Here is a 24,829-nt window from a genome sequence, read left to right on the forward strand (position 1 = left end):
GAGACTCGGGCAAATTAGTGAGTGGCGCGACTGTAGAGAGGCTCGGGCTGGATTAAATTCGGTTCCTTGCCACGTTCACCGAGATTTATCCAGCATGAACCCGCCAGACGACCTGGACAAGATTGACCTGCGCATTCTGCGCGTCCTGCAGCACGACGGGCGCATCAGCAACCTGAAGCTGGCCGAGGAGGTGCATCTCTCCGCCACGGCGGTGCTGGAGCGTGTGAAGCGCCTGACGCGGGAGGGTTACATCCTGGGCTACGAGGCCCGCCTCAACCCGGCCAAGCTGGGGGCATCCATGCTGGTGTTCATCGAGATCCTGCTGGACCGGACGGTGCATGACGTGATGGACAACTTCCGGGCCGCGGTGCAGTCCCGCCCGGAGATCCTGGAATGCCACCTGGTGGCGGGTGGATTCGATTACCTGCTCAAGACCCGGGTGTCCGACATGGCCGCCTACCGGGAGTTCATCGGCTCGTCCATCTGGACGCTGCCGGGGGTGCGGGAGACGAGGACGTATGCGGTGATGGAAGAGGTGAAGAACACGACGGCGTTGCCGTTGTAGGGGCGTGCGCTGGCTCGAATGGGCCGCGTCAACAACGTACCTCTGGGCTGCTGATAGGCTGGTCTGGCGCGTTCGCCCCTTGCAGGTCAAACGCCTTCAGCCGCCGGTGTAGCGCAACGCGTCCACGATCAGAGACAGCGCCCGGGACGGTTGACGGCGGCTCGCGTAATACACATACAGGCCGGGACTCACCGGGCACCAGTCTTCGAGCACATATCGCAGCCGCCCCGCCGCGACATGAGGCGCGGCCATGTCTTCCGGCATGAAGGCGAGGCCCACGCCTGCCAGCGCCGCATTCAGGATCTGGTACGCGCCGTTGAAGGTGGCCTGCCCTTCCACCTTGACCTGCAACTCGCGCCTGCCTTTCTTGAGCTCCCACGCATACAGGCCCCCGCTGGCGAAGCGCAGGGCGATGCAGTTGAGGGCCAGCAGGTCTTCCGGCTGCTTCGGCAGAGGGATGGTCGACAGATAGTCCGGCGAGCCAACGATCACCCAGCGCATGTCGGGCCCGATGCGCACCGCAATCATGTCCTTGGCCACTTGGTCGCCCGAGCGAACGCCCAGGTCGTAGCGTTGTGCAACCGCATCGACCAGACCGTAGTCAACCGTGAGGTCGACCTTCAGGTCCGGATAGGTGCGCAGCAGCGGTGCCAGCCTTGGCCAGATCACCGTGTCCGCTGCGTAATCGGTTGTGGTGATGCGGATCGTGCCTTTGGGCTTCTGGGCCAGATCGCTGACGGCGTTGAGCTCTGCATCCACTTCGGCGAGCCGGGGTCCCACTGAATTCATGAGTCGTTCGCCGGCTTCAGTCACCGAGACGCTGCGCGTCGTGCGCGTGAGCAACCGGACACCCAGCGACTCTTCGAGGCCGCGGATGGTGTGGCTCAACGCGGAGGCAGAAACGCCCAGGTGGGCGGCAGCTCGCGTGAAGCTGCGCTCACGGGCCACCACCAGAAAGGCCTGTACATCACCCAGGCGGTCGCGTGCCATTGATGAATTTCCTTCACAAGTACATGCGAATTATTGCATCTAGTCGCCAGAACACCCCCCGCCTACATTGGTCTCCATACCGAAGCAAGCAAGCTTTTTTATGGAGAAACCGATGAATCCCCGCTACGACTTCAAGGGCCAGGTGGCTCTGGTGACCGGTGCCAGTTCCGGCCTTGGCCTCGCAACGGCGCGGGCCTTTGCCGAATCCGGCGCTGCGGTCACGCTGGTGGATCGCAACGAAGCCCAGCTCGAGGCCGCTACGGACGCCTTGCTGGCCGCAGGCCATCGCGTAATCGCCATCGCCTGCGACGTCAGTGAAGAGGCGCAGGCCCAGGCGGCCGTGGAGCGCACCGTCGCCGAATTCGGCCGGCTGGACATGGCCTACAACAATGCCGGCATCCTGGGCCCCATGTGCGAGATGTCCGAGGAGACGTTGGACGGTTTTGATGCCACGCAGTCGGTCAATCTGCGTGGCGTCTGGACCTTCATGAAGCACGAGCTGTTGCAGATGAAGAAGCAGGGCAGCGGCGCCATCGTGAACTGCTCGTCCCTTGGGGGCCTGGTCGGTCTCCCCGGTCGCGCCGCTTACCACGCGAGCAAGCATGGCGTGATCGGCCTGACCAAGAGCGCCGCGTTGGATGTTGCCGCCACAGGCATCCGCGTCAACGCCGTGTGCCCGGGCTGCATCGAGACGCCGATGGGTGACCTGATCGACCCCGCCGCGATGACGGAGTTCCTCAAGCTTCAGCCGATTGGCCGGTTCGGCCGCCCGGAAGAGGTTGCCGCCGCCGTGCTGTGGCTGTGCAGTCCGGCGGCGAGCATGGTGCTCGGTGTTGCGCTGCCGGTCGACGGTGGCTTCGTCGCCCATTGAGGCCCATCGCCATGCTGCCCAGACTCACGGTCACGCTCATGTGCGCTGCTGCTTCCATCCACACGTCCTGGGCTGCAGAGCCCATGGCGCAGCCCGCTCAGCAGATCACCCTGGCGGGCACTGCTCCGTCAGTCCCTGCGCCGGCGGAATTCTTCACCGGCAAGGTGCGTATCGACCCGGTGTACGCGGCCAACAACGACATCAATGCGTCAGGCAGCCTCGTGACCTTCGAGCCCGGGGCGAGGTCGAACTGGCACACCCATCCGAAGGGGCAGTACCTGGTGGTGACGTCCGGTGTCGGCCTGGTGCAGGAATGGGGCAGGCCAACCCAAGTGATCCGACCTGGCGATGTCGTCTGGTGCCCGCCCGGCGTCAAGCACTGGCACGGCGCGGGCCCGAACACGGCCATGACGCACATGGCCGTCACCGGCACGCTCGCTGGCCAGAACGTCCACTGGCTGGAGAAGGTCGGCGATGAGCAGTACCTCGCTCCCTGACGTCGGCGGTATCCGCCGGCGTGCGCTTCTGGGAATGGCGCTTGTCGACCTCATTCCTGGGAGCGCCGCCGCGACAACCCCCACCCCCCACCCGACAGGAATTCTGATGACTGACTCAAGGCTTTCCGCCAGGCAACTGGCCATCGGCCCGATCGCGGCCAGCATGGCTTCGGGCCACATGTCCGCCTTGTCAGCGGCCGTGAACAGAGGGCTCGATGCCGGCCTGAGCATCGCCGAAACGAAGGAGGTGCTGGTGCAGCTCTATGCCTATGCCGGCTTCCCGCGTGCATTGAATGCGCTGGGGGAGTTGATGAACGTGGTGAACGAGCGCCGTGCGCGTGGGCTGCGGGATGAGCCCGGACGTGATGCCGGGCCCGTTCCCGTCGGACCGGCACTGCTGGAGGCCGGCACGGCCAACCAGACGCAGCTGGCGGGCGGGCCGGTGAAAGGGCCGCTGTTCGAGTTCGCCCCTGCGATCGACCGGTTCCTGAAGACCCACCTGTTCGGCGACATCTTCGTCCGAGACAACCTCGACTGGCCCAGCCGCGAACTGGCCACGGTGGCGGCCTTGTCGGCGCTGCCGGGCGTTGAATCGCAGTTGCTCGCGCACGTCCGCATCAGCCTCCATGTCGGCTTGACCATCGGTCAGCTGAGCCAACTTGCTGATGCGCTATCCGCCAGCGGCGACACCGCGAGCAGCCAGCAACTGAACGCAGCGCTAGCCCAGCCGACCTGGGCGGCCACGAAACCGTAACCCTCAACCTGTTCAAGGAATCACCATGCATCTCAAACGAGCAGGCTCCCAGCCCTCCCAGAAGGGCCCCGCCGAGTTTTTCACCGGTACCGTGCGCATCGACCCGCTGAACGCCCCACCGGCGCCGGCACGCGTCTCTTGCGCCAGCGTGACCTTCGAGCCGGGCGCCCGCTCCAACTGGCACACACATCCGCTGGGTCAGACGCTGATCGTGACCGCCGGCTGTGGCTGGACCCAGTGCGAAGGCGAACCCATTGTCGAAATCCGCGCCGGCGACGTGATCTGGTGCCCGCCGGGACACAAGCATTGGCATGGCGCCTCGCCGACCACCGCCATGACCCACATCGCGGTGCAGGAGGCGCTGGACGGGAAGAACGTCATCTGGATGGAGCCCGTCACCGAGGCCCAGTATCTGGCCGGTCCCGCTCAAGCGTCGCCATGAACGGATTCGGCGCGGCAACGGCGGGCCCGCCAGCCTGCGCAGCGGAGGGTCTCGACACCACACACCCGCAGCGGATGAGTTGAAAGTGGAATGACGGCGCGAGGGGGGATGAGGGGGAGCGCCCTCCCCCCATCAGCCCACCCCTTAGCGGGCTGCCCGGCCGGGGTCAGGCATCGGACAGTGAAAGGCTTCTTCCACTGACCACGGCCGGGGCCTGCGCCTCCACGTCATGACCACTTCCCGAGATCCCTCCCGAGACCTGTCCCGCCCCCCTTCACGAACCCCATCCCGAGATTCATCGCGCCAACCGCCGCGAGACCCCTCCGGGGTTCAGCCCCAGCAGATGGCTCGGCCCGTCAGGACGGGCGCGTCCCCCGCCAGCCAGGCTGTTGACACCGTGTCGAACGACCCTGCCGCCCCCCACGGCACCGACGCCCACAGCTGGTTCGACTCCAGCTACGTGTTGCAGCGTGGCCTGGAGGTGCGGGAGATCAGTGCGCGGGAGTGGCTGCTGCTGACGTCTGAGCCCAAGCCACCAGGCCAGCCGCCCGGCGATGCATCTCATGACGGGTGTACGGATGCTCGCGGCCCGACAGCGCCAGGCTGAGCGTGGTGACCCATTGGTGGGTGCGTGGCGGTGGCGCGATCCATGGCGCGGCAAAAAGCAGGGCCACCATCAGTACCGACAGGCCGGCACTGCGGCGCAGCACCCGCACGGAGGTTTCACCATCGGTGCCGGGGCGAGCCTCCCAGAGCGCAAATAGCGCCACGGCGGCCCCCAGGTCGAACCCCAGCAGCGCTTCGGAAACCGAATGCGCCCCCACGGGCAAACGGGAATAGGCGATGAGCGCCGCCAGGCCCAGGGCCACGCACAGCCCCAGCGCCCGCAGCCGGGCCGAGCGGACCGCCTGCAGGCCCAGCCAGGCCAGCAGCGGGAAGATGGCGGATGCACACACGGCGTGGCCGGAAAAGCCGGTGAAGTCCCAGGAAGCAATACCCAGTTCCCAGCCCATGAACGCCACCTTGGACAGCAGCGTCAGGCCAAAGACCAGCACGAAGCCAGTCACCCAGCGCCGGACCACCAGCCGCTGCCGCTTGCAGGCCCAGAGGCCGGCCATGGCCATGGCGGCCAGCGGCAGGAGGGCTTGCGCTTCACCCAGCCGGGTGAGCACATGCCAGAAAGGAAGGTAAGGGGATGGCGCCAGCAGCATCGGATCCGTACGGTGGGGCAAGGCTTGGAAGCCGAGCAGCTTACCGTGTCCTGCCACCCCCACCGAGGCACGCCGTCACACCATCAGGCCAGTTGCAGCCGCTTCAGCGGCGGCCGGCGCAAGGCTTCCGGCGGAACGGTGGGCACAAACTCCTCGGACGGCATCGGGCGGCCATACAACCAGCCCTGCGCCCAGTCGCAACCCTCGCGGCGCAGCCATTGCGCCTGCTCCTCGGTCTCTACGCCCTCGGCCAGCACATCCATCTGCAAGCTGCGGGCCAGCACGATGATGGTGCGGGCAATGGCCGCCACGTTGGCGTCACTGCTGAGCTCGTTGACGAAGCTGCGGTCAATCTTGAGCGTATTCACCGGCATGCGCTTGAGATACGCCAGCGACGAGTAACCGGTGCCGAAATCGTCGATCGCCACCCGCACGCCGCGCTTGGCCAGCCGGCTCAACAGGCTGATCGCCTGTTCGGCATCTTCCAGGAGCAGGCTCTCGGTGACCTCGAGCTCCAGCGCGTGGGGCGGGCAGCCGGTGTCGGCCAGGATGAAGTCCAGCGTGTCGATGAAGTCCGGCTGGCGCAGCTGGCGCGCAGAGACATTCACGGCCACCTGCTGGGGCTTGCCCTCCTGCCCCTGCCAACGTGTCACCTGCGCGCAGGCCTGCTCCAGCACCCAACGGCCGATGGGAATGATGAGCCCGGTTTCCTCGGCCAGCGGAATGAAGTCGGCTGGCGAGATCGGGCCGCGGGTCGGATGGCGCCAGCGCAACAGCGCCTCGGCACCGATGAGCGAGCCATCGGACAGGCGCACCTGCGGCTGGTATTCGAGACGGAACTGCGCCGCCTCATTGGCCTGGCGCAGCGCATGCGTCAGCTCAAAACGCTGCTGCACCGCCTGCGTCAGTTCCGGACGGTAGGACTGCACCGAGCCCCGCGCCTGCAGCTTGGCCCGGCACATGGCCACCTCGGCATTGCGCAGCAGTTCATCCACCTGCACGCCGTCCGCCGGGAACAGCGCCAGACCGACGCTGGCGCCCACATTGAAGCGGTGATGGTCGATGACGATCGGTTCGTCCATGGCCTGGATGAGACGGTCGCCCAGGCGCATGGCGGTCTCTTCATCCACCAGGCCGGAGAGCACCACCACGAACTCATCGGCGCCCACCCGCGCCACCGAATCGGACAGGCGCACCACGTTGACAAACCGCGCCGCGGCCGTCAGCAGCACCTGGTCGCCAGCGGCATGGCCGGCGATGTCGTTGACGTCGCGGAAACCGTCCAGATCTATATAGAGAACGGCCACACAGGTGTGGTCGCGCTGCGCGGTGCCAATCTGGCGGGCAATGCGGTCCCGCAGCAGCGCGGCGTTGGGCAGGCCGGTCAGGCTGTCGTGCAGCGACTGATGCAGCAGCTCCGCCTCGGTCATCTTGATGCGCGAGATGTCGGTCAGCACGCTCAGGTAGCTGAACTGCGAGGGCTGGCCCGCACCGGCCGCATCTCCGGGCACCTTCACAAAGGTGGCCCACATCGGAATGGCATCGCCATTGCGGTGACGTTCGGTCACCTCACCGCTCCATTTGCCGTCGCGTTCCACCTCGGCCCAGAGGGCGCGCAGCTTGTCGGGGTCCTGCTCGCCCTCGCGCAACATGAGCGGGCGCGTGCCCAGCAAATCTTCGCGGCTGTGGCCAGTGATGGTGCACAGGGCCGGGTTCACGTCGCAGATGCGCAACTGTTCGTCCAGCATCATGATGCCTTCGCCGCAGTGCTCATACACGGTCGCGGCACGCCGAGCGGCCTCGGTGGCCCGCTGCAGTTCGGTGACGTCACGCGCAATGGCCACCTGGCCCAGGATCTGGCCCTCGTCGCTCACCTCGGCGCTCTGGACATCCATGCAGCGGGAACGGCCCTGCTCATCCACGCGCCAGGTCAACACCCGGTCCGTGTCGCCTCCGGTATGCCACTGGGGAGGCCGCAACAGTTGGTCGTCCCGGCGCCCGAGCAGCTCACCTTCGGTCATGCCGACCAGGCGTTCAAAGGCGGGGTTGCACCCTTCATAGGCGCCAGCGGCGTCCTTGAAATACAGGGGGTCCGGGATGGCGTTGAGCAAGGCGCTCAGGCGGGCCCGCTCCTGACGCACCCGGCGCAGCTCTTCGCGGCGGCGGTGCAGGCGCTGGCGCTGCTGGAAGAACACACTCACCATCCAGCCCATGGCCACGCCACCGACCACGCAGGTCAGACCGAGCCAGAACACCGTGCCCTCAGGCGCAAGCACGGTTTGCACCGGGCTCAACGGCGCGGCCACGGCGCTGCCGGCCCACCCGGGCAGCAGCACACTCATGATCGGCACGGACACACACCTGCTTCCCCAGCGACGGTTCAGGCGAATACGCATGGTTCACCTATATTTTTTTGGGGGATGGCAGCCCCTCCCCTTCTCTCTCACCACTACGGAGTATGGTCGGCACCACGCCGCGCTAGCAGACCGTCACTGAAACTGCGAGCCCGGTTCGCTGCACGATTACACGTTTTACGTTCTCTTATAGATTGCTACAGCTGGGCTGTTACCCTCAGCCTGTCTAAGCGGACTCTGTACGCGGATCGCCCGGGTCTCCGGGCCCTGTGGACGGGCGAGCGGTGACCACCGTATTTCTAAGCAGAAACCCGTGCTTTACCGGATCTGACATGGCTTCGTGAATACACTCGCGGTCTGTGTCCAGATTGATATCGAACTTCACACACCTGTCATGACGCAACAAGCCTTAGCAACATGCACCCCGTCCAATGCCCCGAACCGGATTTGGAGTAGGACGATGCAATTCAAGACCTGGGCCTGGGGCCTGAGCGTGGCCTCCATGGCCCTTCTGACCGCCTGCGGCGGCGGCGGCGGCGGCAGCTCTGCCGATGTGCGCCTGCTCAACGCCAGCATCAGCTACGCCGCACTGGACATGGCCGTGGGTGATGACGAGACCGTCATCAACAGCAACATCGCCTACGCGGCGGTGGGTGACTACGGCAGTGTGAAGACCGATGATTCCGGCACCTACATCCAGAACTCCACCGTCGGCAGCACGCTGTACACGACGACGCCATCGCTGACCTCCGGCAAGAAGTACACGATGATCGCCTACGGCACCACCGGTGCCGTCAAGACCACCCTGCTGCAGGAAAACCAGGACAACCCGGATGCCGGCAAGTCCAAGTTCCTGATCCTGAACCTGGCCCCTGACGCTGGCGCGGTCGACATCTACGAAACCGCCACCACCGTGACCGACCTGAACGATGCGGCCACCGTGGCCAGCAGCATCTCTGCCGGTTCCGGCACCGGCTACGCCTCGCTGAAGTCGGGCACCTTCCGCTTCGTGGTCACGGCCGCTGGCGACAAGACCGACATCCGCCTGGAAATCCCGTCGCTGACCCTGCCTGATGCCGGTGTCTCGACCCTGGTCCTGACCGGCTCGAACGGCGGCCTGCTGGTGAACGGCATGCAGCTGATCCAGCAGGGCGCGGTGACCAACTTCGCCAACAATACCGCCCGCGTGCGTGTGGTGTCCGGCCTGCCCACCAGCAACTCCGTCGCCGCCACCCTGGGCGGCACCGACCTGCTGAACGGCACCGCTGCGTCGCCGGCCATTGGTGCGTACACCAAGGTGACGGCGGGTACCCCTGCGCTGGCCGTGACGGTGAACGGCGCTGCCCTGGCTGCCGCCGCCCCCACCATCCAGGCTGGTTACGACTACACGGTGCTGGTCTATGGCGCCGTCGGTGCCCCGTCGCTGACGCTGCTGTCGGACGACAACAAGCTGCCAACAACCTCGACCAACGCCAAGATCCGCCTGATCAACGGCCTGAGCAACAGCACCGCTGGTGTGAACCTGAACGTCAACTACGCGGCCTACGCCTCGAACGTGACGGCGGGCTCGACCTCGGTGCCGGCCCAGATCGCTGCGGTGACCGACGCGCTGATGACCGTGACGACCACGTCCTCGACGCTGTTCACGCAGACCGACACCGACATCACCGCGAACAACGTCTACACCGTGTTCGTGCTGGGTGACGGCAACGGTACGGTTTCGGCTTCGCTGCGTCGCGAACGCTGATCAGCGTTAACTAGATCCTCCCTGTTGGCCACGACCTCGCAAGAGGCGTGGCCATTTTTTTTGGGATGGCAAGATCACACCTATGGATGACTTGCCGGTTCCCACCACGTTGCAGCTGCGCCGGCTCCGCCAGCAGTGGCGGTCGGCCGGCTGGCCGTGCCAGGACATGCTGGAGCTGGAATTGCTCGCCTGCGGCTGGCTGGAACGGCTGCGCGATGGCCACGGGCGGGAGACGCTGCGGCTGACAGATGCCGGTATCGCGGTGCTGCATGCCGGGTTTCAGAAGAACCGGGGGCTGCGGGACCGGCACGAGACCCTGGTGGCGCGCATGGCGGTGGAGTTGCAGCGCGCGGGGCGCCTGGTGTGGCGGGGGCTGTCGCTACGCGCCGGCCTGTTGCGCGAGGACGATCCAGCTCGGATGCGCTGGGTGAATGCGATGCCCGACCTGTATTCAGTCCGGAACACCACCGTCGAGGACTACCTGGAAGCGGCGGTGCACGAGATCAAGGTGAGCCGTGCCGACCTGCTGGGTGAGTTGCGCCGGCCCGCCAAGGCCCAGGCCTACCTGGCGCTGAGCAGCCAGTGCTGGTACGTGATCAAGGCCGGCATTGCCCATCCGGAGGAGATCCCTGCGGCGTTTGGCGTGCTCATTGCGCATGAAGGCATCCAGGGGGGCGGGACCATGCACTTTGAACTGGCCCGTCCCGCACCTCGGCGGGCGCAGCGGCCGGACTTCGGGACCTGGATGGCCCTGGCCCGGGCCACGCCGGTACCGTCACCACTGGACGACGGTCAGGACGGGTTGCCGGACGCAGGGCCCTGAACCTGTCGGCCGCGGCCTCACCCCTTCTTGAGGATGCCTTCGCAAACTGCCTTGTCCGACTGCTCCTGCTTGGCGCAGACGCCGTCCAGCTGGGTGCGCAGGCGGGTCAGGCTGGCAGTGTGCTGGCCCTTGGCATTCCAGGCATTGAGCTGGCTGCCCACCTTCTGCAGGGCTCGGGCACTGCGCTCATAAAACGCGCCCTTGTCCTTCTCCGCCTCGGCGAGCAACTGGGCCGCCGCCTTCTCGATACGGGCCGAGTCCTGCGGTGTCAGCTCCACCAGCGCGGTCAGGTAGCTGGAGCCCCATTGCAGGCGGGTGGCGGGGCCTTCGCTCTTGTTGAAGGCCTCTTCATACCAGCGCAGCGCCTCTTCGGTGCGGCCCTGCTTGCGGGCATTGCCGCCCAGGTAGCTCATCAGGTAATACGGCGAGTGGCTCTTGGCCAGGCTGGCCTTGAGCAAGGCATCGCTGTCGGCCCACAGGCCGGCACGGCCCAGCACATGGGCCGCCGAGGTGATTACCGCCTGACGCTCATAACCGTCGGTGACCTCCTGGTCCACCTTGGCGGCGGCCGCCTTCACTTCACTCAGCAGCGCTGCATCCAGCTTGGGGTTCAACGCCGTCTTGGGTTCATCCAGGCGCGCCAGTTCCACACGGGCCAGCAAGGCCTGCAGGCGGTCCGCACGCGACAGGGTGGTGTCGGCCTGGAAGCGCTTCAGCGCGGTGTCCAGGCGCGGCACCAGCGCCTGGCGCTCCGGCCCGGCCGCAGGGGCCAGCGCCAGGGCGATGTCGTCGGCATAGTTGGCCAGCACGTCGACCTGCACGCGGGAAGCCGCAGGGTCGGCCAGCACCTTGTCCACACGGGCGCGCAGGGCAGCGTCCGGCTTCAGGCCCTTGCCGCCTTCATTGGACGCCAGCGCCTTGAGCCACAGGCGGGTGCTGGTGTCGTCATCCACGCCCTGGCTGGCCTGGGCCAGCCTGGCGAGCAACGCCGCACGTTGAGTGGCCGGCACCAGTTGCTGTTCATCGGTTTCCCAGCCGTAGAAGCCCAGCAGCTTCCACTCACTCACCGACAGCTTGCGGCCGGCCTGCGCGTCCGCCAGCACGGTCTTCACGGGACGGCCACCAGCCAGGCCCAGCTGCAACACATGGAGCACCTGCGCGGCATCGGCCTCGCCCGGCAACCGGGTCAGTTCCTGGCCACCATTGCTGAACAGGATGAGCGTCGGATAACCACGCACCTTGAACCGCGCGCCCAGGCGCTGGGCGCCGGGGTTGTCGCCATCGATATGTACCGCCACGAAGGCACGCGACTGCTCGATGAAATCGGCGCGGTTGAACAGGGTGGCCTTGAGCTGGTTGCAAGGCGGGCACCATTTGGCACCCCAATACAGCAGCACCGGCTTCTTCTCGTTGCGGGCCTGGGCGAAGGCGCGTTCGATGTCAGTGTCTCCCGACGCCTCCTGCCAGGCCACGGCGGCGCTGGCACTCGCGGCCAGGCTGGCCGGCATGAAAGCGGGGACGGTCCCCATGGCCGTCACGGCGGCGGCCAGCAGGGTCACGCGCAGGGCGCGGTGGATGGAGTGCGTACGGGTCATGGCGCCATTGTGGCGCGATCCCTTCAGCGCAGATATGCGGGTGGCTTCTAAGCAAACATGGTCAGGCGGCTCAAGCCGTCCACCAGACGCACGCCTGGCGCCTGGTGGCCGTCCCCCGAAGCTCCTGGAAAAGCGCCCGGCGCTCTGGCATATCACCCGGCAGGCTTCATGGCCTCTCGCCGGGCCAGGCTTTCGGGGGGCCAATAAAGCTGGCGGTCGTAATACGCCGGCACGGCCGGCACGTCTGGTGGCAACACCACCCAGGGCTGCTTGGAGGCGGTGAAGATGTGGATGTCCGGCGGCACTCGGTCCGGCTCGTCCAGCGTGCCGACGCGGACGAAATGGGCCCGCTCCCCGGCTCCCGCATAGTGGCTGGAAAGGGCTACCCAGCAATCCGGGCAGCGCCAGATCACCTGGCCCTTGCCGCTGTTGGACGGTGTGAGCACCCGTTGGGGCGTCTCACCCAGCCAGACGAAGCGGTCGGCCTCGATCATCGCGTTGAGCGCGAACGAGGCACCGGATTCGCGCTGGCACCAGCGGCAGTGGCAGCAGTGCACAAACAGTGGGCGGTCCGTCATCCGGTAGCGGATGCGGCGGCAATCGCAGCCGCCATCGAAGCTGGGAGGGAGATCACTCATGGCACCCTCCCGCCGCTTACTTCAACAGGCCTTCAGCCTTCATGGCCTCCTGCACGGCCGGGCGTGCGGCCACGCGGGCCCGGTAGGCCACCAGGTTGGCGTAGCCGCTGACGTCCACGCCCACGTGCTGGCCCCAGTTGGTGACGGTGAACAGGTAGGCATCGGCCACGGTGAACTTGTCGCCCATCAGGTATTGCTTGCCGGCCAGTTGGCCGTCCAGCCATGTCAGGCGCTCATGCAGCTTGTTGCGGGCCAGCGTCTTGGCCTCTTCCGGCATGGCGGGGTTGAAGAGCGGGCTGAAACCCTTGTGCAGCTCGCTGGTCAGGAAGTTGAGCCACTCCTGCAGGCGGTAACGCTCCAGCGTGCCGTTGGGCGGGGCCAGGCCCTTGTCCGGCGCCTGATCGGCGAGGTATTGGACGATGACCGGGCCTTCGCTGAGGCGCTGGCCGTCGTTGAGCTCCAGCAGCGGCACATAACCCTTGGGGTTGATGCCGTAGAAGTCGGTGCCGTCCTGCAGCTTGTGGGTCTTGGTGCTGGCCAGGACCAGATCAGCGTCCAGGCCCGCTTCGCGCAGCACGATGTGGGGGGAGAGCGAGCAGGCGCCGGGGCTGTAATAAAGCTTCATGGGGTCTCCTGTTGGAATCTGGGGGAAATCAAGCCGGCACCTTACGCGCGCTCGCGCGAGCAGGCAATGCCTGCATGCACCAGCGGGGCGTCTGCTGGTGGTGTGCCGGTGGACGGTCGGCCGCTGGACGGCGGTCGCTCGAAACAGCTCAGGGGCAGTGTCGTTCCGCAGGGGCGAGGCTTGGCCATAATCGGCCCGCATCCTGGAGGAGCGTCTTGAGATCCCCTGCCCCTGCTTTCCCGTCCCCGTCGCGACACGTCGGCGCCTCGGCCTTGCGTGCCCTGGCAGTCTCGGTGGCCACGATGCTGCTGCCCAGCTGGGCCGCCGCGCAGTCCGCGGCTCCCGCTGTTGACAGTCCGCTGCTCAAGCCCTGCCGGGTCGAGGGCGTTTCCACTGGCGTGCAGTGTGGGCGCATCAGTCGGTTGCTGGACCCCACCAAGCCGCAGGGCACCCGCATCGACATTCACTTCGTGGTGGTACCGGCCCTGGCCCGCAACAAGCTGCCGGACCCGGTGCTGATGCTGGCCGGCGGCCCGGGCCAGAGTGCCATCGCCCTCACCGGAGCGGTGCTGCCGCGCCTGTCGCGCCTCAACTACCGGCGCGATCTGGTCTTCATCGACCAGCGCGGCACCGGCCGTTCCGCCCCGCTGGATTGCCGGGATGACGGCGAGCAGAGCCTCAAGGAAGCCTTCGAGCCGGACCGGCGCGAGCGGCTGCTCAACGAATGCCGCCAGCGCTTGCAGGCCCTGCCCTATGGCGACCTGCGCCAGTTCACCACCACGCTGGCCATGCAGGACATGGACGCGGTGCGTGAGGCGCTGGGGGTCGAGCGCTGGAATCTGCTGGGGGCCTCCTACGGCACCCGGGCCGCGCTGGAGTATCAGCGCCAGTTTCCGCAACGGGTGCGTCGTAACGTGATCGATGGCGTGGCGCCACCGGATATGGTGCTGCCGGTGTCCTTCTCGCAGGACGGCCAGGCCGCGCTGGATGCCGTCTTCACCAACTGCGAGCAGGATGCCGCCTGCCACGCGCGTTACCCCGCCCTGCGCGCCGACTGGCAAGCGTTGCTGCGCAGCCTGCCGCGCAAGGTCAGCATGCAGCACCCGGTCACCACCCGGACCGAGGAGGTGACGCTGACGCGCGATGCATTGGTCTCGGCGGTCCGGCCGCCGCTGTACGCGCCGACGCTGGCCGCCGCCCTGCCCGCCGCCATCCACGACGCCAGCGAAGGCCGCTTCAACGGCCTGGGCACCCTGGCCGGCATGGTGGGTGGTGGCGGGGACTCGACGCGGCTGTTCACCGGCATGCACTTCTCGGTGGTCTGCGCGGAAGATGCGCCCCGCATGGGCACGGCCACGGACGCTCCCGGAAGCGATTTCGGCACCCTGGACCGCGAGCTCTATACCAAGGCCTGCCAGCAGTGGCCGCGCGGTGTGGTGCCTGACGCGTTCTACAAGATTCCCGCCGCACGGCAGCCGGTGCTGGTGCTCAGTGGGGGTGCCGACCCGGCCACCCCGCCGCGCCATGGGGCCCGTGTGACCCAGGCCCTGGGACCGATGGCGCGCCATGTGGTGGTGCCGCAGGCGGGCCACGGGGTCGCCCTGAGCCTGAGCTGCATGCGCGACGTGCTGTTCCGCTTCATCGATGCCGCCAAGGATGAGGACGCGCTCAAGGTCGACGCCAGCTGCGCCGAGCGCATTCCACGCCCCAGCGCGTTCCTGCCACCCACCCCCGAGACGGTGGCCGCTGCCGCCTCGGCCGCTCGCGCCACCGAGCGCCAGCGCGAGAGCCGCCGCAACCCACTTCCTTCGTCGCCGGAGACCGCTCGATGATCCGCATCCATGGCCTGCACAAGGCCTTCGAGGCCCGCACCGGCGGCGGCCTGTTCAAGCGCGCCAGCAAGCGCACCGTCACGGCCGTCGATCAGCTGGACCTGGACGCACCGGACGGAGTGATCACCGGCCTGCTGGGCCCCAACGGCGCGGGCAAGACGACCTCGCTGCGCATGCTGGCCGGCCTGTTCAAGCCGGACCGGGGCAGCATCCAGGTCGATGACATCGACGTACTGGCCCAACCGCGCGCGGCGTTGGCCCGCATGGGCGTGCTGGGCGATGCGCACGGCCTCTACCCCCGCCTCACCGCCCGCGAGAACATCGTCTATTACGCAAGGCTGCAGGGCATGCCCAAGGACCAGGCACAAGCCCGTGCGGAGGCCCTGAGCGAATTGCTGGACCTGCGCAGCATCCTGGAGCGGCGTGCCGATGGTTTCAGCCAGGGCGAACGCATGAAGACTGCGCTGGCTCGCGCCCTGGTGCACGACCCCGCCAACATCGTGCTGGATGAGCCCACCAACGGTCTGGATGTGGTGGCCACACGCGCGCTGCGCGAGGTATTGCGCCACCTGCGTTCGCCGCAGGGTGGGGCCAAGTGCATCGTGTTTTCCAGCCACATCATGCAGGAGGTGGAGCAGCTATGTGACCAGGTGGTTGTGATGTCGCAGGGCCGCTCGGTGGCCACGGGCACGGTGCCGGACCTGCTGGCCCGCACCGGCACCGACCGTTTCGAGGACGCCTTTGTGGCCCTGGCCTTCCCGGAGGCCACTCTCACCGCTGGCCAGGAGGTCTCCGCATGAGCCGCGCTGCTTTCCACACTGCGTTCCGCGCATTTTTCACCGTCTTCCGCAAGGAGGTGGTCGACGCCCTGCGGGATCGGCGCACGCTGTTGCGGCTGATGATTCCGGCGCTGCTGATGGGTCCGCTGATGCTGACCATGATGTCGGGGCTGATCGCCTCGTTCGAGGAACGGGCCGAAAAGCGGGAGATCAGCGTCCTGGGCATCGAGCACGCGCCCACCCTGCGCAACTACCTGGAGCGGCAGACCTACACCGTCAAGACCGCGCCTGCTGACTACGAGGCGCAGTTGCGCTCGTCGCGGCTGGGCGATCCGGTGCTGGTGATCCCGGCGGATTTTGAGGTGATGTTGGCGGGTGGCCGCCCGGTCACTGTTGAGGTCGTGAACGACAGCGCCAACCAGCGCGCCTCTGTGGGCGTCAACACGCTCAACCGGCTGTTGCAGGGTTTCAGCCAGGAGCGCACGCTGCTGACGTTGGCGTTGCGGGGGGTGGGCACGGAGCAGCTGCAGCCGGTGAAGGTGGAGGAGCGCGACCTGGCCAGCGTGCAGGCGCGGGCTACGCGCATCACGGCCATGCTGCCGATGTTCATCATGATGGCGGTGCTCTATGGTGCGCTGACGGCGGCGCTGGACAGCACGGCAGGCGAGCGGGAGCGCGGTTCGCTGGAGCCGTTGCTGGTCAACCCTGCGCCGCATGGGGCCATCGTGGCTGGCAAATGGGGGGCGGTGGTGTTGATGGGTATGGCGGTGGCGCTGCTGTCCAACATCAGCTTCCTGCCGGCGCAGCAGCTCATGCGCAGCGACAGTTTGCAGGCCATGTTCCAGTTTGGCTGGCATGAGGCGGTGCTGTTCCTGTTGCTGCAGCTGCCACTTGGGGCGGGGCTCTCTGCGGTGCTCATGGCGCTGGCCATTCGCACCAAGACCTTCAAGGAAGCGCAGGCCAGTGCCACGCTGGTGATGACGGCGGTCTCGCTCACGCCGATGGTCTCGATCATGAACCCCGGGGCGGAGGCCAACTGGCACCTCTGGGTGCCGGGCCTGGCGCAGAACGCGCTGATGATGCTGGTGCTCAAGGGTGAGCCGCTCACCCTGATGAAGGTGATGCCCAGCATCGTAGTGGGCACCCTCCTCACCGTCGCCGGCCTCGCCTTCGTCACCCGCTCCATGCGCGCCGCAGTCGCCCGTTAAAACCACAGATGAGCAGACCCTAGGCCTGAACAGCCGGGGGCTCACATCCCCGGCTCTTCTAGGCATCGAGTCGCGCAGAACGCGCGCAGCGCCGTTCAAGCGGGGCTCTGGTTAGCGAACAGGGCCACCGCCGGGCCGCCCCAAGGTGGCCCTCAGCCCCCTCGGGGGGCGGGATGGACGGGCCCTAGGACCGAACAGCCGGGGGCTCACATCCCCCACTAGCGCTCCTCTATGCAAGGAGTCGCGCAGAACGCGCGCAGCGCCGTTCAAGCGGGGCTCTGGTTAGCGAACAGGGCCACCGCCGGGCCGCCCCAAGGTGGCCCTCAGCCCCCTCGGGGGGCGGATGGACAGGCCCTAGGCCTGAACAGCCGGGGCCCCAAAACACCGGGGGTCAATGTTTTATCGCGAGAGCTTCCTGAACGCGTTGCTGCCACGGCAGCGTATGCACGATGCCGTTGAGCTGGATGGCGGATTCGAGCGGTGCCAGCACTTCGCCAGCGCGGTTGAGGAACTGCAGATTGGTCACCAGGGCCATGGGATCGACCATGCTGACCATGCCGTACGGCATGCAGACCCAGTCCCACGCCACGCCGGCCGCACCCAGTTCCGACTCGCCCGACCACAGGGTTTGCCCCATGGCCGGCTGCTCGTCGTCTCCCGCCACCAACACGCGCGTGCTCAAATGCGCGAACTGCAAGCGAGGAAGCCGCTGGACATCACACAATATTCGCGGCCATGCGTACACAATCCATGCTGGAGTCATTGTCAGAATTGTTGAGTTGAATTGGCGGGTTTGTTGCTCCCTGACTTGAAGTGTGGGCACGAAGCGCAAACACCGCCAGCTGTAAACCCTAGCAGGGGCGGGAATGCGTCACAACGCTTCTGGCCTCCGCAGGCCAGATACAAGGAACGGCCCTTGAGGCCGGGGCAATCGATGCTGCAAGGCGGATACCAGTCAGTGCTCGAGGCGCGCTCACGGGATGAATTCCGGAGCGAGATCACGCGGTTCGCGAATGATCTGGACTTCGAACGTTTCTCGGCCATCCTGGTCGTGGACCGGGCCGTGGGCAGCTCGGATTTCATCGCCGTGGAAAACGCGCCGGCGGGCTTCAGCAATATCTTCAATGACCCGCGGCTGGGCAAGAAAGACCCGGTCATGCAGCATTGCAAGCGCCAGAGCGTGCCCATCGTCTGGAACCAGCAGACCTACCTCAAGCATGACGCACCCGAGCTCTGGGAAGCGCAGGCGCCGTTCGGCTACAAGGAAGGCATCTCGCTGGCGTTGCACCTGCCCGAAGGCCGTCACTTCGTGCTGGGTGTGAACCGCGAACAGCGCCTCCCCAACAACCCGGTCACCCTCACCCGCATGGTCGCCGACTTGCAGCTGTTCGCCGTGCACGCGGTCGACGCCGCCATGCGTGTGCTGCTGCCCCACACCGCCAGCGCCGCAGAGGCCGACACCCCCCGGCTCACGCCGCGGGAGCTGCAGTGCCTGCACTGGACCATGGAAGGCAAGACCGCCTGGGAAGTGGGCACCATCCTCTCCATCACGGAGCGGACCGCTGTGCTGCACATCAACAATGCCATGCACAAGCTGGGCTGTACCAACAAGCATCAGGCGGTGCTCAAAGCCTTGCGGCTGGGCCTGATCCGCTGATGCTGCCGCGTCCGAAAGCCTGAAAACACTGTAAGAGCTGACAGTTATGCAGGCTGGCGCTGACTGCTTCAATTCGTTCCGTGCACATCACTTATTGATGCACCCCACCGAATCTGGAGCGTCTCATGCAAGCCCAACATCCTTCCGTCATCGCCAACACCGAAGAACAAGCGCTGGTCGAGCTGGACCTGGAGACCCTGGTCCACGTCGGCGGTGGCACGCCCAAGGGCACCTGGCAGGAAGAAGCGCTGACTGTCACCGTGGAATCCGTGGACACCAGCCCCACGCCCAAGGGCACCTGGTAAACCCCTCGCGAATCGCCGGATTCGCGACCTGGAGGTAAAGCGATGGTGGCGCTGTTCCGCGCCGAAGCCCAGGCCGCCCAACAACAGGCCTGGCTCGGATCGGTGCAACTGCATCGCCCCGCGACCCTCCGCTGGCTGAGCATTCTGGCGCTGGGTGGCGTGATCGCTGTCGGCGCTTTCTTGTTCACCACTGAATACACCCGCAAGGCCCGCGTCAACGGCCTGCTGGTGCCAGAACGAGGCGTTGTGCGCTTGAGTGTGCCGCAGAGCGCCACGGTACTGGCTCGCCCCGTCCAGGACGGACAGCAGGTGCAAGAAGGGGATGTGCTGTTTGTGCTTTCGCTCGACAGCGCAGACCCCACCGGCGACGGGCTTTCGCAGACCTTGCGGGAGCGTGAGCGCTCGCTGGACGCCGCACAGGCGCAACAGCGGGCACTGGCGCAACGACAGGCGGCTTCCTTGAAGGACCGGCTGGAGACATTGCAAAACACATTGCGGCAGGCGGATGCCGAGCTGCAACTGCACACTCAACGCGAATCGCTGTCACAGGAAAGCCTGAGGCGCCTGGAATCACTGGCCAAGGATCAGTTTGTTTCCAGTGCGCAGGTTCAGGCAAAAAGGGAAGAGTTACTTGGCCTGCAGGCCCAACGGCAGTCTCTGGCGCGCGAGCGGGAGAACCTGCACCGGGAGGGGTTGGGCTTGCAGGCCGAGTTGCTCGCACTGCCGTTGAAGACGGAGGTTCAGCAGGGGGAAATCACCCGCGACCTCGCCGCGCTCAAGGCACAGGGGATTGAGACCGAGGCGCGCAAGCGCCTGGTCATCCGCGCGCCCAGCGACGGGCAGGTCAGCACGGTGCTCGCGACCCCCGGGCAGATGGTGCAGGCCGGCGCTCAACTCGCCGCCCTGCTCCCCGCCCGCACCCCCATGCAGGCCCATCTCTACGCGCCGTCGAGCGCGGTCGGCTTTTTGCGGCCGCACCAGGCTGTGCGCCTGCGTTACCAGGCCTTCCCCTATCAGAAGTTCGGCCAGCAGGAGGGTGAGGTGCTGCAGGTGTCCCGCACACCGTTGCCCGCCGCAGAGCTGGCCCAACTGGGGCTGCCCGCCGCCATGGCGCAGGGCGAGCCGATGTACCGCATCACCGTGCAGCTGCAGCGCCAGTCGGTCGAGGCCTACGGGCAGGACCAGGCATTGAGCCCCGGCATGCTGCTGGAAGCCGACGTGCTGCTGGAACGCCGCCGGCTGATCGAGTGGATCTTCGAACCGTTGCTGAGCCTGGCCCGCCGTGTCTGAGTCCCTGGCCTCACAGGTGTTGCAGCGCCTGAACCTGGGTTGGCGCCGCCAGCGTCACATCATCCTGCAGACGGAAGCCGCCGAATGCGGCCTGGCCTGCCTGGCCATGATTGCCGCCGCGCATGGCCAGCGCTGGACCCTGGCCGAGCTGCGCCAGCGCTTTGCAGTGTCCCTCAAGGGCCTCACGATGGCGGACCTGGTGCGCATGGGCGCACAACTGGGCCTGACCGCCCGCGCGCTGCGCGCCGAGCCGCAGACCCTGCACCGGCTGCAAACACCATGTGTGTTGCACTGGGACTTCAATCACTTCGTGGTGCTGGAGCGCGTGGCGGGTGACACCGCCGTCATCCTCGACCCCGCGCTGGGTGAACGGCGGGTGGCGCTGGCCGAGCTGTCACGCCATTTCACCGGCGTGGCGCTGGAGCTGCGGCCCGGCATGGCATTCGCGCGCAAGGCGGCCGCACCAGCGCCCCGCTGGTCGCAGTTGCTGGGCCATGTGACCGGTCTGCGCCGCTCGCTGGCCCAGGTGTTGCTGCTGGCGCTTGGCCTGGAGCTGCTGGGCCTGCTGGCGCCCTTCCTGCTGCAGTGGACGGTCGACGGCGTGGTGGTCAGTGCCGATCGGGACCTGCTGGTCACGCTGGGCATCGGCTTCGCACTGCTGGTGGTGCTGCAGGTGGCGGTGGGGTTCCTGCGCTCCTGGGCGGTGATGATCCTCTCCGCCTCGCTCAACCTGCAATGGCTGTCCAACGTGTTCTCCCACCTGCTGCGGCTGCCGCTGGCGTGGTTCGAGAAGCGCCATCTGGGCGACATCTGGTCGCGTTTCTCCAGCGTGCAGGAGATCCAGAAGACCCTCACCGGCAGCTTCATCGAAGCGCTGCTGGACGGCGTGATGGTGCTGTTGACACTGGCCATGATGGCGCTCTACAGCCCGCGTCTCAGCGCCATTGCGCTGGTGGCGGTGGCCGGTTATGCGGCGCTGCGCTGGGCTTTCTTCAAGCCGCTGCGGGAGGCGCAGGAAGAAGCATTGACCCATGAGGCGCGGCAGAACGGCCACTTCCTCGAATCCCTGCGCGGCGCGCAGGCGATCAAGCTGTTCAACGCCCAGTCGGACCGCAGCGCCCGTTTTGCCAACCTGGTGGTGGAACAGATGAACGCGAGCCTCACCGGCCGCAAGCTGGAGCTGGGCATGACCCAGGGCAACCGCCTGTTGTTCGGGTTGGAGCGTGTGGCCATCATTGCCCTGGGCGCCATGCTGGTCCTCGACAAGGAGTTGTCCGTAGGCATGCTGTTCGCGTTCCTGGCCTACAAGGATCAATTCAGCCAGCGCGTAGGCGCGCTGATCGACAAGGCCGTGGTGCTCAAGATGCTGCGTCTGCAGGGCGAGCGGCTGGGGGACATCGTGCTGAGCGCGCCAGAAGCGGAGCTGGAAGTCCCCGGGCGTGTGGTGCCGGCGGCCGCCACGCTGGAACTCGACGGGTTGCGCTTCCGTTATGCAGACGGTGAACCCGAGGTCATCACCGGCTGCAGCCTGTCCATCGCGCCCGGGGAATCCGTGGCCATCGTGGGCCCATCAGGCTGCGGCAAGACGACGTTGATGAAGCTGATGCTGGGCATCCATCTGCCGCAGCAGGGGGAAATCCGCATCGGCGGTGTGGCGCTGTCCCAGCTGGGGGCTCACGCCTGGCGCAGCCGCATCGGCACGGTGATGCAGGACGACCAGCTCTTTGCCGGCAGCATTGCGGACAACATCAGCTTCTTCGACCAGCAGGTCGACGCCGCCTGGGTGCGCGAGTGCGCCCGCCTGGCCTGCGTGCTGGAGGATATCGAGGCCATGCCCATGGGCCTGCAAACGCTGATCGGGGACATGGGCTCCAGCCTCTCCGGCGGGCAACGCCAACGCCTGTTGCTGGCCCGGGCCTTGTACAAGCGGCCGCAGTTCCTGTTCCTGGACGAAGCCACCAGCGCACTGGATGTGGACCGCGAGCGGCAGGTCAATGCGAGCCTGCGCTCGCTCCCGCTGACCCGCATTGTCATTGCCCACCGGCCGGAAACCATCGCGGCGGCGCAGCGGGTGGTGAGCCTGCAGGGCGGGCGGGTGGTGCAGGACCTGCGGAGCGTGCATCAGCACGCGTGAGCGCGCGTGCGCCCGCGTTCGCACGCCTGATCAGGCCGATCAGCCCCGAGGAGCGGGCGCGGTTTCCTCTTCCATCCAGCCCAGCCAGCGCATCGCCTGCTCGCGGCTTTCGCCGCACATGTCTTCACTGGGCATGAGGGAGCTGCAGACGTCGGGCCTGTCCGGCTGACCAAAGATGCGGCAGCGGTTGTGTTCATCCAGCTGCACGCAACGCATCCCCGCTGGCTTGCCGTCGGGCATGCCGGGGATGGCGCTGCTGATCGACGGTGCGATGCAGCAGGCGGCGCAGTGGGAACGACATTGCATAGGTGCCCATTGTCACCGCGCGGGCCGCAGGCCGATGCCCATTCCCCTGTGACTTATCCACAGGCCCGCGTAAAATCGGTGCCCTTCCCTCCAGCCCAATTCCACCCGGTCGGTTGATGCGTTTGTTGATGCACTCATCGCCACCCGGGTTCTGAGCCATGCTTTATCCCAAAGAGTTCGACGTGATCGTGGTCGGTGGCGGCCATGCCGGTACCGAAGCCGCGCTGGCTGCGGCCCGCATGGGCGTCAGCACCCTGCTGCTGACCCACAACATCGAGACGCTGGGGCAGATGAGCTGCAACCCGTCCATCGGCGGCATCGGCAAGGGCCATCTGGTCAAGGAGGTCGACGCGCTGGGCGGCGCGATGGCCGCGGCCACCGACGAGGGTGGCATCCAGTTCCGCATCCTCAATGGCTCCAAGGGGCCGGCCGTGCGGGCCACCCGGGCCCAGGCCGACCGCATCCTCTACAAGGCTGCCATCCGCCAGCGCCTGGAGAACCAGCCCAACCTGATGCTGTTCCAGCAAGCCGTGGACGACCTGATGGTGGAAGGCGACCGGGTCGTCGGCGCCGTCACCCAGTCGGGCCTGCGCTTTCGCGCGCGCGCCGTGGTGCTGACCGCAGGCACCTTCCTGGACGGCCGTATCCATATCGGCCTGCAGAACTACGCTGCCGGCCGCGCCGGGGATCCACCCGCCGTCTCGCTGTCCGGCCGGCTCAAGGAACTCAAGCTGCCGCAGGGCCGCCTCAAGACCGGTACGCCGCCGCGGCTGGATGGCCGCACCATTGACTTCTCCAGGTGCGCCGAGCAACCCGGCGACCTGGACCCCGTGCCGGTGTTCAGCTTCATGGGCCACGCCGGTCAGCACCCCAAGCAGTTGCCTTGCTGGATCACCCATACCAACGAACGCACCCACGAGATCATCCGCGCCGGCTTCGACCGCAGCCCGATGTTCACCGGTGTGATCGAAGGCGTCGGCCCGCGTTATTGCCCGTCCATCGAGGACAAGATCAATCGCTTTGCCGACAAGAATTCGCACCAGATCTTCCTGGAGCCTGAAGGGCTGACCACCCACGAGTTCTATCCCAACGGCATCTCCACCTCCCTGCCCTTCGACATCCAGTTGGCGGCCGTGCAGTCCATCCCCGGGCTGGAGAACGCGCACATCCTGCGGCCGGGCTATGCCATCGAATACGACTACTTCGACCCACGTGAACTCAAGTCCACCTTCGAGACGCGTGCCATCGGTGGCCTGTTCTTCGCGGGCCAGATCAACGGGACCACGGGTTATGAGGAGGCGGCGGCGCAAGGTCTGTTCGCCGGGCTGAATGCCGCCTTGCAGGTACAGGGCAAGGCGGGCTGGGTGCCCACCCGCGATCAGGCCTACCTCGGCGTGTTGGTGGATGACTTGATCACCAAGGGCGTCACCGAGCCTTATCGCATGTTCACCAGCCGCGCCGAGTTCCGCCTGCAGCTCCGGGAGGACAACGCCGATCTGCGCCTGACCGAAGCCGGCCGTGAACTGGGCTTGGTGGACGACGCGCGGTGGGATGCTTTCAACCGTAAGCGTGATGCTGTTTCACGTGAAACAGAGCGGCTGAAGTCGACCTGGGTGCACCCCAACATCCTGCCGCCCACCGACGCGGAACGGTTGGTCGGCAAGGCGTTGGAACACGAATACAACCTCATCGACCTGCTGCGTCGACCCGGTGTTCTCTTCGACACGGTTTCGGAGGTGGCCGCCATCGCCCGCCCGGAAGCCAAGGTGTCCCGCTCGGCCCTGCGTGAGCAACTGGGCACCACCCTCGCAGATGCGGTGATTGAGCAGGTGGAAATCAGCGTCAAGTACGCCGGCTACATCAGCAAGCAGCAGGACGACGTGGCACGCGCTTCCGCTTATGAACACCTCCGTCTGCCAGAAGATCTGGACTACGGCCTGGTGACCGCCCTCTCCTTTGAGGCACGCCAGAAGCTCAACAAGCATCGCCCCGAGACGCTGGGTCAGGCCTCCCGCATCTCCGGCATCACGCCGGCTGCCATCTCCTTGCTCATGATCCATCTGCGCAAGGGGCGCTTCAAGGGCTTCACCGAGAACGATCAGCGCGACAACAATCCGGCACCGCACGCGGCTTGATACGGAACGCCGCTCTGATGAACCCCCGCCAGCCTGACCGGTGATGCCGGCCCAGGCCTGGCTCATAGCTC

General features: G+C 66.6%; 23 protein-coding genes. 15 read left to right on the forward strand and 8 right to left on the reverse strand.

Annotated elements, in window-relative coordinates; genetic code table 11:
- Nucleotides 1-94 precede the first annotated feature (94 nt).
- A complete protein-coding gene (locus BMY53_RS08890; RefSeq protein ID WP_092945647.1) occupies nucleotides 95-565 on the forward strand; it encodes an Lrp/AsnC ligand binding domain-containing protein in 471 nt (156 codons plus the stop codon).
- Between the two features lie 96 nt (nucleotides 566-661).
- Here BMY53_RS08890 and BMY53_RS08895 read toward each other — a convergent pair whose 3' ends face one another.
- Complete coding sequence (locus tag BMY53_RS08895; protein ID WP_092945648.1) at nucleotides 662-1,555, reverse strand: LysR family transcriptional regulator; 894 nt, start codon at nucleotides 1,553-1,555, stop codon at nucleotides 662-664.
- 112 nt (nucleotides 1,556-1,667) lie between these two features.
- On the opposite strand from BMY53_RS08895, the gene BMY53_RS08900 reads away from it, so the two are divergent.
- From BMY53_RS08900 to BMY53_RS08915, 4 genes are all read left to right on the forward strand, one after another.
- Nucleotides 1,668-2,426 carry an SDR family NAD(P)-dependent oxidoreductase gene (locus tag BMY53_RS08900; RefSeq protein ID WP_092945649.1) on the forward strand — a complete coding sequence of 253 codons (759 nt, stop codon included), beginning with the start codon at nucleotides 1,668-1,670 and terminating at the stop codon, nucleotides 2,424-2,426.
- A gap of 11 nt (nucleotides 2,427-2,437) precedes the next feature.
- Nucleotides 2,438-2,923, forward strand: coding sequence for a (R)-mandelonitrile lyase (locus BMY53_RS08905; RefSeq protein ID WP_092945650.1), 486 nt, complete (start codon nucleotides 2,438-2,440; stop codon nucleotides 2,921-2,923).
- A 106-nt stretch (nucleotides 2,924-3,029) separates the two neighbouring features.
- Nucleotides 3,030-3,677, forward strand: a complete 648-nt coding sequence (locus BMY53_RS08910) for a carboxymuconolactone decarboxylase family protein (RefSeq protein ID WP_255370098.1) — start codon at nucleotides 3,030-3,032, stop codon at nucleotides 3,675-3,677.
- A 25-nt stretch (nucleotides 3,678-3,702) separates the two neighbouring features.
- A complete protein-coding gene (locus BMY53_RS08915) occupies nucleotides 3,703-4,119 on the forward strand; it encodes a (R)-mandelonitrile lyase (RefSeq protein WP_092945653.1) in 417 nt (138 codons plus the stop codon).
- Between the two features lie 491 nt (nucleotides 4,120-4,610).
- Here the strand turns inward: BMY53_RS08915 and BMY53_RS08920 are convergent, their stop codons facing one another.
- Both BMY53_RS08920 and BMY53_RS08925 read right to left on the reverse strand, forming a co-directional pair.
- Nucleotides 4,611-5,351: a phosphatase PAP2 family protein gene (locus BMY53_RS08920; protein WP_143074001.1), complete on the reverse strand. Its 741-nt coding sequence runs from the start codon at nucleotides 5,349-5,351 to the stop codon at nucleotides 4,611-4,613.
- Nucleotides 5,352-5,413: 62 nt separating this feature from the next.
- Nucleotides 5,414-7,672 carry a sensor domain-containing protein gene (locus tag BMY53_RS08925; RefSeq protein WP_255370115.1) on the reverse strand — a complete coding sequence of 753 codons (2,259 nt, stop codon included), beginning with the start codon at nucleotides 7,670-7,672 and terminating at the stop codon, nucleotides 5,414-5,416.
- Nucleotides 7,673-8,144: 472 nt separating this feature from the next.
- On the opposite strand from BMY53_RS08925, the gene BMY53_RS08930 reads away from it, so the two are divergent.
- Both BMY53_RS08930 and BMY53_RS08935 read left to right on the forward strand, forming a co-directional pair.
- Nucleotides 8,145-9,431 (forward strand): DUF4397 domain-containing protein, encoded by a 1,287-nt coding sequence (locus BMY53_RS08930; protein ID WP_177200798.1) that lies wholly within the window; start codon nucleotides 8,145-8,147, stop codon nucleotides 9,429-9,431.
- Between the two features lie 82 nt (nucleotides 9,432-9,513).
- On the forward strand, nucleotides 9,514-10,254 hold the full coding sequence (locus BMY53_RS08935) for a hypothetical protein (protein WP_092945661.1): 741 nt from the start codon (nucleotides 9,514-9,516) through the stop codon (nucleotides 10,252-10,254).
- A gap of 17 nt (nucleotides 10,255-10,271) precedes the next feature.
- Here BMY53_RS08935 and BMY53_RS08940 read toward each other — a convergent pair whose 3' ends face one another.
- From BMY53_RS08940 to gstA, 3 genes are all read right to left on the reverse strand, one after another.
- Entirely contained in the window at nucleotides 10,272-11,849 is a 1,578-nt protein-coding gene (locus tag BMY53_RS08940; protein WP_255370099.1) for a thioredoxin family protein, read from the reverse strand.
- Between the two features lie 152 nt (nucleotides 11,850-12,001).
- Entirely contained in the window at nucleotides 12,002-12,487 is a 486-nt protein-coding gene (locus BMY53_RS08945; RefSeq protein ID WP_092945663.1) for a GFA family protein, read from the reverse strand.
- Nucleotides 12,488-12,503: 16 nt separating this feature from the next.
- Complete coding sequence (gene gstA / locus BMY53_RS08950) at nucleotides 12,504-13,112, reverse strand: glutathione transferase GstA (protein WP_092945665.1); 609 nt, start codon at nucleotides 13,110-13,112, stop codon at nucleotides 12,504-12,506.
- A gap of 215 nt (nucleotides 13,113-13,327) precedes the next feature.
- Between gstA and BMY53_RS08955 the strand changes: the two genes are divergently transcribed.
- The 3 genes from BMY53_RS08955 to BMY53_RS08965 are packed head-to-tail and all read left to right on the forward strand — an operon-like array spanning nucleotide 13,328 to nucleotide 16,931.
- Entirely contained in the window at nucleotides 13,328-14,944 is a 1,617-nt protein-coding gene (locus BMY53_RS08955; RefSeq protein WP_255370100.1) for an alpha/beta hydrolase, read from the forward strand.
- A complete protein-coding gene (locus tag BMY53_RS08960) occupies nucleotides 14,941-15,744 on the forward strand; it encodes an ABC transporter ATP-binding protein (RefSeq protein WP_092945669.1) in 804 nt (267 codons plus the stop codon). Before BMY53_RS08955 ends, BMY53_RS08960 begins: the two co-directional genes overlap by 4 nt.
- Entirely contained in the window at nucleotides 15,741-16,931 is a 1,191-nt protein-coding gene (locus BMY53_RS08965) for an ABC transporter permease (RefSeq protein ID WP_092945671.1), read from the forward strand. Before BMY53_RS08960 ends, BMY53_RS08965 begins: the two co-directional genes overlap by 4 nt.
- 391 nt (nucleotides 16,932-17,322) lie before the next feature.
- On the opposite strand, the gene BMY53_RS08970 is transcribed toward BMY53_RS08965, so the two are convergent.
- Nucleotides 17,323-17,628 (reverse strand): hypothetical protein, encoded by a 306-nt coding sequence (locus BMY53_RS08970; RefSeq protein ID WP_143074002.1) that lies wholly within the window; start codon nucleotides 17,626-17,628, stop codon nucleotides 17,323-17,325.
- A gap of 219 nt (nucleotides 17,629-17,847) precedes the next feature.
- Between BMY53_RS08970 and BMY53_RS08975 the strand changes: the two genes are divergently transcribed.
- From BMY53_RS08975 to BMY53_RS08990, 4 genes are all read left to right on the forward strand, one after another.
- Entirely contained in the window at nucleotides 17,848-18,588 is a 741-nt protein-coding gene (locus BMY53_RS08975; protein ID WP_143074003.1) for a helix-turn-helix transcriptional regulator, read from the forward strand.
- Between the two features lie 125 nt (nucleotides 18,589-18,713).
- A complete protein-coding gene (locus tag BMY53_RS08980; RefSeq protein ID WP_092945677.1) occupies nucleotides 18,714-18,893 on the forward strand; it encodes a hypothetical protein in 180 nt (59 codons plus the stop codon).
- A 42-nt stretch (nucleotides 18,894-18,935) separates the two neighbouring features.
- Entirely contained in the window at nucleotides 18,936-20,183 is a 1,248-nt protein-coding gene (locus BMY53_RS08985; protein ID WP_092945679.1) for an HlyD family secretion protein, read from the forward strand.
- Nucleotides 20,176-22,317, forward strand: coding sequence for a peptidase domain-containing ABC transporter (locus BMY53_RS08990; protein ID WP_255370101.1), 2,142 nt, complete (start codon nucleotides 20,176-20,178; stop codon nucleotides 22,315-22,317). The genes BMY53_RS08985 and BMY53_RS08990 overlap by 8 nt, the downstream gene beginning before the upstream one ends.
- A 39-nt stretch (nucleotides 22,318-22,356) precedes the next feature.
- Here the strand turns inward: BMY53_RS08990 and BMY53_RS08995 are convergent, their stop codons facing one another.
- Entirely contained in the window at nucleotides 22,357-22,623 is a 267-nt protein-coding gene (locus BMY53_RS08995) for a YkgJ family cysteine cluster protein (protein WP_092945681.1), read from the reverse strand.
- Between the two features lie 158 nt (nucleotides 22,624-22,781).
- On the opposite strand from BMY53_RS08995, the gene mnmG reads away from it, so the two are divergent.
- The gene (gene mnmG / locus BMY53_RS09000) at nucleotides 22,782-24,758 is read left to right on the forward strand and encodes a tRNA uridine-5-carboxymethylaminomethyl(34) synthesis enzyme MnmG (RefSeq protein WP_092945683.1); all 1,977 of its coding nucleotides are present in this window, start codon (nucleotides 22,782-22,784) and stop codon (nucleotides 24,756-24,758) included.
- Nucleotides 24,759-24,829: the final 71 nt, after the last annotated feature.

The organism is Roseateles sp. YR242 (assembly GCF_900109745.1).
In the GTDB taxonomy this organism is placed as follows: domain Bacteria; phylum Pseudomonadota; class Gammaproteobacteria; order Burkholderiales; family Burkholderiaceae_C; genus Roseateles.

What these genes read in the sequence shown, in the direction of transcription:
- mnmG (WP_092945683.1), top strand. Translation starts at nt 22,782, where the DNA reads ATGCTTTATCCCAAAGAGTTCGACGTGATCGTGGTCGGTGGCGGCCAT.
- gstA (WP_092945665.1), bottom strand. Translation starts at nt 13,112, where the DNA reads ATGAAGCTTTATTACAGCCCCGGCGCCTGCTCGCTCTCCCCCCACATC.
- BMY53_RS08910 (WP_255370098.1), top strand. Translation starts at nt 3,030, where the DNA reads ATGACTGACTCAAGGCTTTCCGCCAGGCAACTGGCCATCGGCCCGATC.
- BMY53_RS08890 (WP_092945647.1), top strand. Translation starts at nt 95, where the DNA reads ATGAACCCGCCAGACGACCTGGACAAGATTGACCTGCGCATTCTGCGC.
- BMY53_RS08965 (WP_092945671.1), top strand. Translation starts at nt 15,741, where the DNA reads ATGAGCCGCGCTGCTTTCCACACTGCGTTCCGCGCATTTTTCACCGTC.
- BMY53_RS08960 (WP_092945669.1), top strand. Translation starts at nt 14,941, where the DNA reads ATGATCCGCATCCATGGCCTGCACAAGGCCTTCGAGGCCCGCACCGGC.
- BMY53_RS08900 (WP_092945649.1), top strand. Translation starts at nt 1,668, where the DNA reads ATGAATCCCCGCTACGACTTCAAGGGCCAGGTGGCTCTGGTGACCGGT.
- BMY53_RS08980 (WP_092945677.1), top strand. Translation starts at nt 18,714, where the DNA reads ATGCAAGCCCAACATCCTTCCGTCATCGCCAACACCGAAGAACAAGCG.
- BMY53_RS08930 (WP_177200798.1), top strand. Translation starts at nt 8,145, where the DNA reads ATGCAATTCAAGACCTGGGCCTGGGGCCTGAGCGTGGCCTCCATGGCC.
- BMY53_RS08905 (WP_092945650.1), top strand. Translation starts at nt 2,438, where the DNA reads ATGCTGCCCAGACTCACGGTCACGCTCATGTGCGCTGCTGCTTCCATC.
- BMY53_RS08915 (WP_092945653.1), top strand. Translation starts at nt 3,703, where the DNA reads ATGCATCTCAAACGAGCAGGCTCCCAGCCCTCCCAGAAGGGCCCCGCC.
- BMY53_RS08935 (WP_092945661.1), top strand. Translation starts at nt 9,514, where the DNA reads ATGGATGACTTGCCGGTTCCCACCACGTTGCAGCTGCGCCGGCTCCGC.
- BMY53_RS08940 (WP_255370099.1), bottom strand. Translation starts at nt 11,849, where the DNA reads ATGACCCGTACGCACTCCATCCACCGCGCCCTGCGCGTGACCCTGCTG.
- BMY53_RS08995 (WP_092945681.1), bottom strand. Translation starts at nt 22,623, where the DNA reads ATGCAATGTCGTTCCCACTGCGCCGCCTGCTGCATCGCACCGTCGATC.
- BMY53_RS08895 (WP_092945648.1), bottom strand. Translation starts at nt 1,555, where the DNA reads ATGGCACGCGACCGCCTGGGTGATGTACAGGCCTTTCTGGTGGTGGCC.
- BMY53_RS08925 (WP_255370115.1), bottom strand. Translation starts at nt 7,672, where the DNA reads ATGAGTGTGCTGCTGCCCGGGTGGGCCGGCAGCGCCGTGGCCGCGCCG.
- BMY53_RS08945 (WP_092945663.1), bottom strand. Translation starts at nt 12,487, where the DNA reads ATGAGTGATCTCCCTCCCAGCTTCGATGGCGGCTGCGATTGCCGCCGC.
- BMY53_RS08985 (WP_092945679.1), top strand. Translation starts at nt 18,936, where the DNA reads ATGGTGGCGCTGTTCCGCGCCGAAGCCCAGGCCGCCCAACAACAGGCC.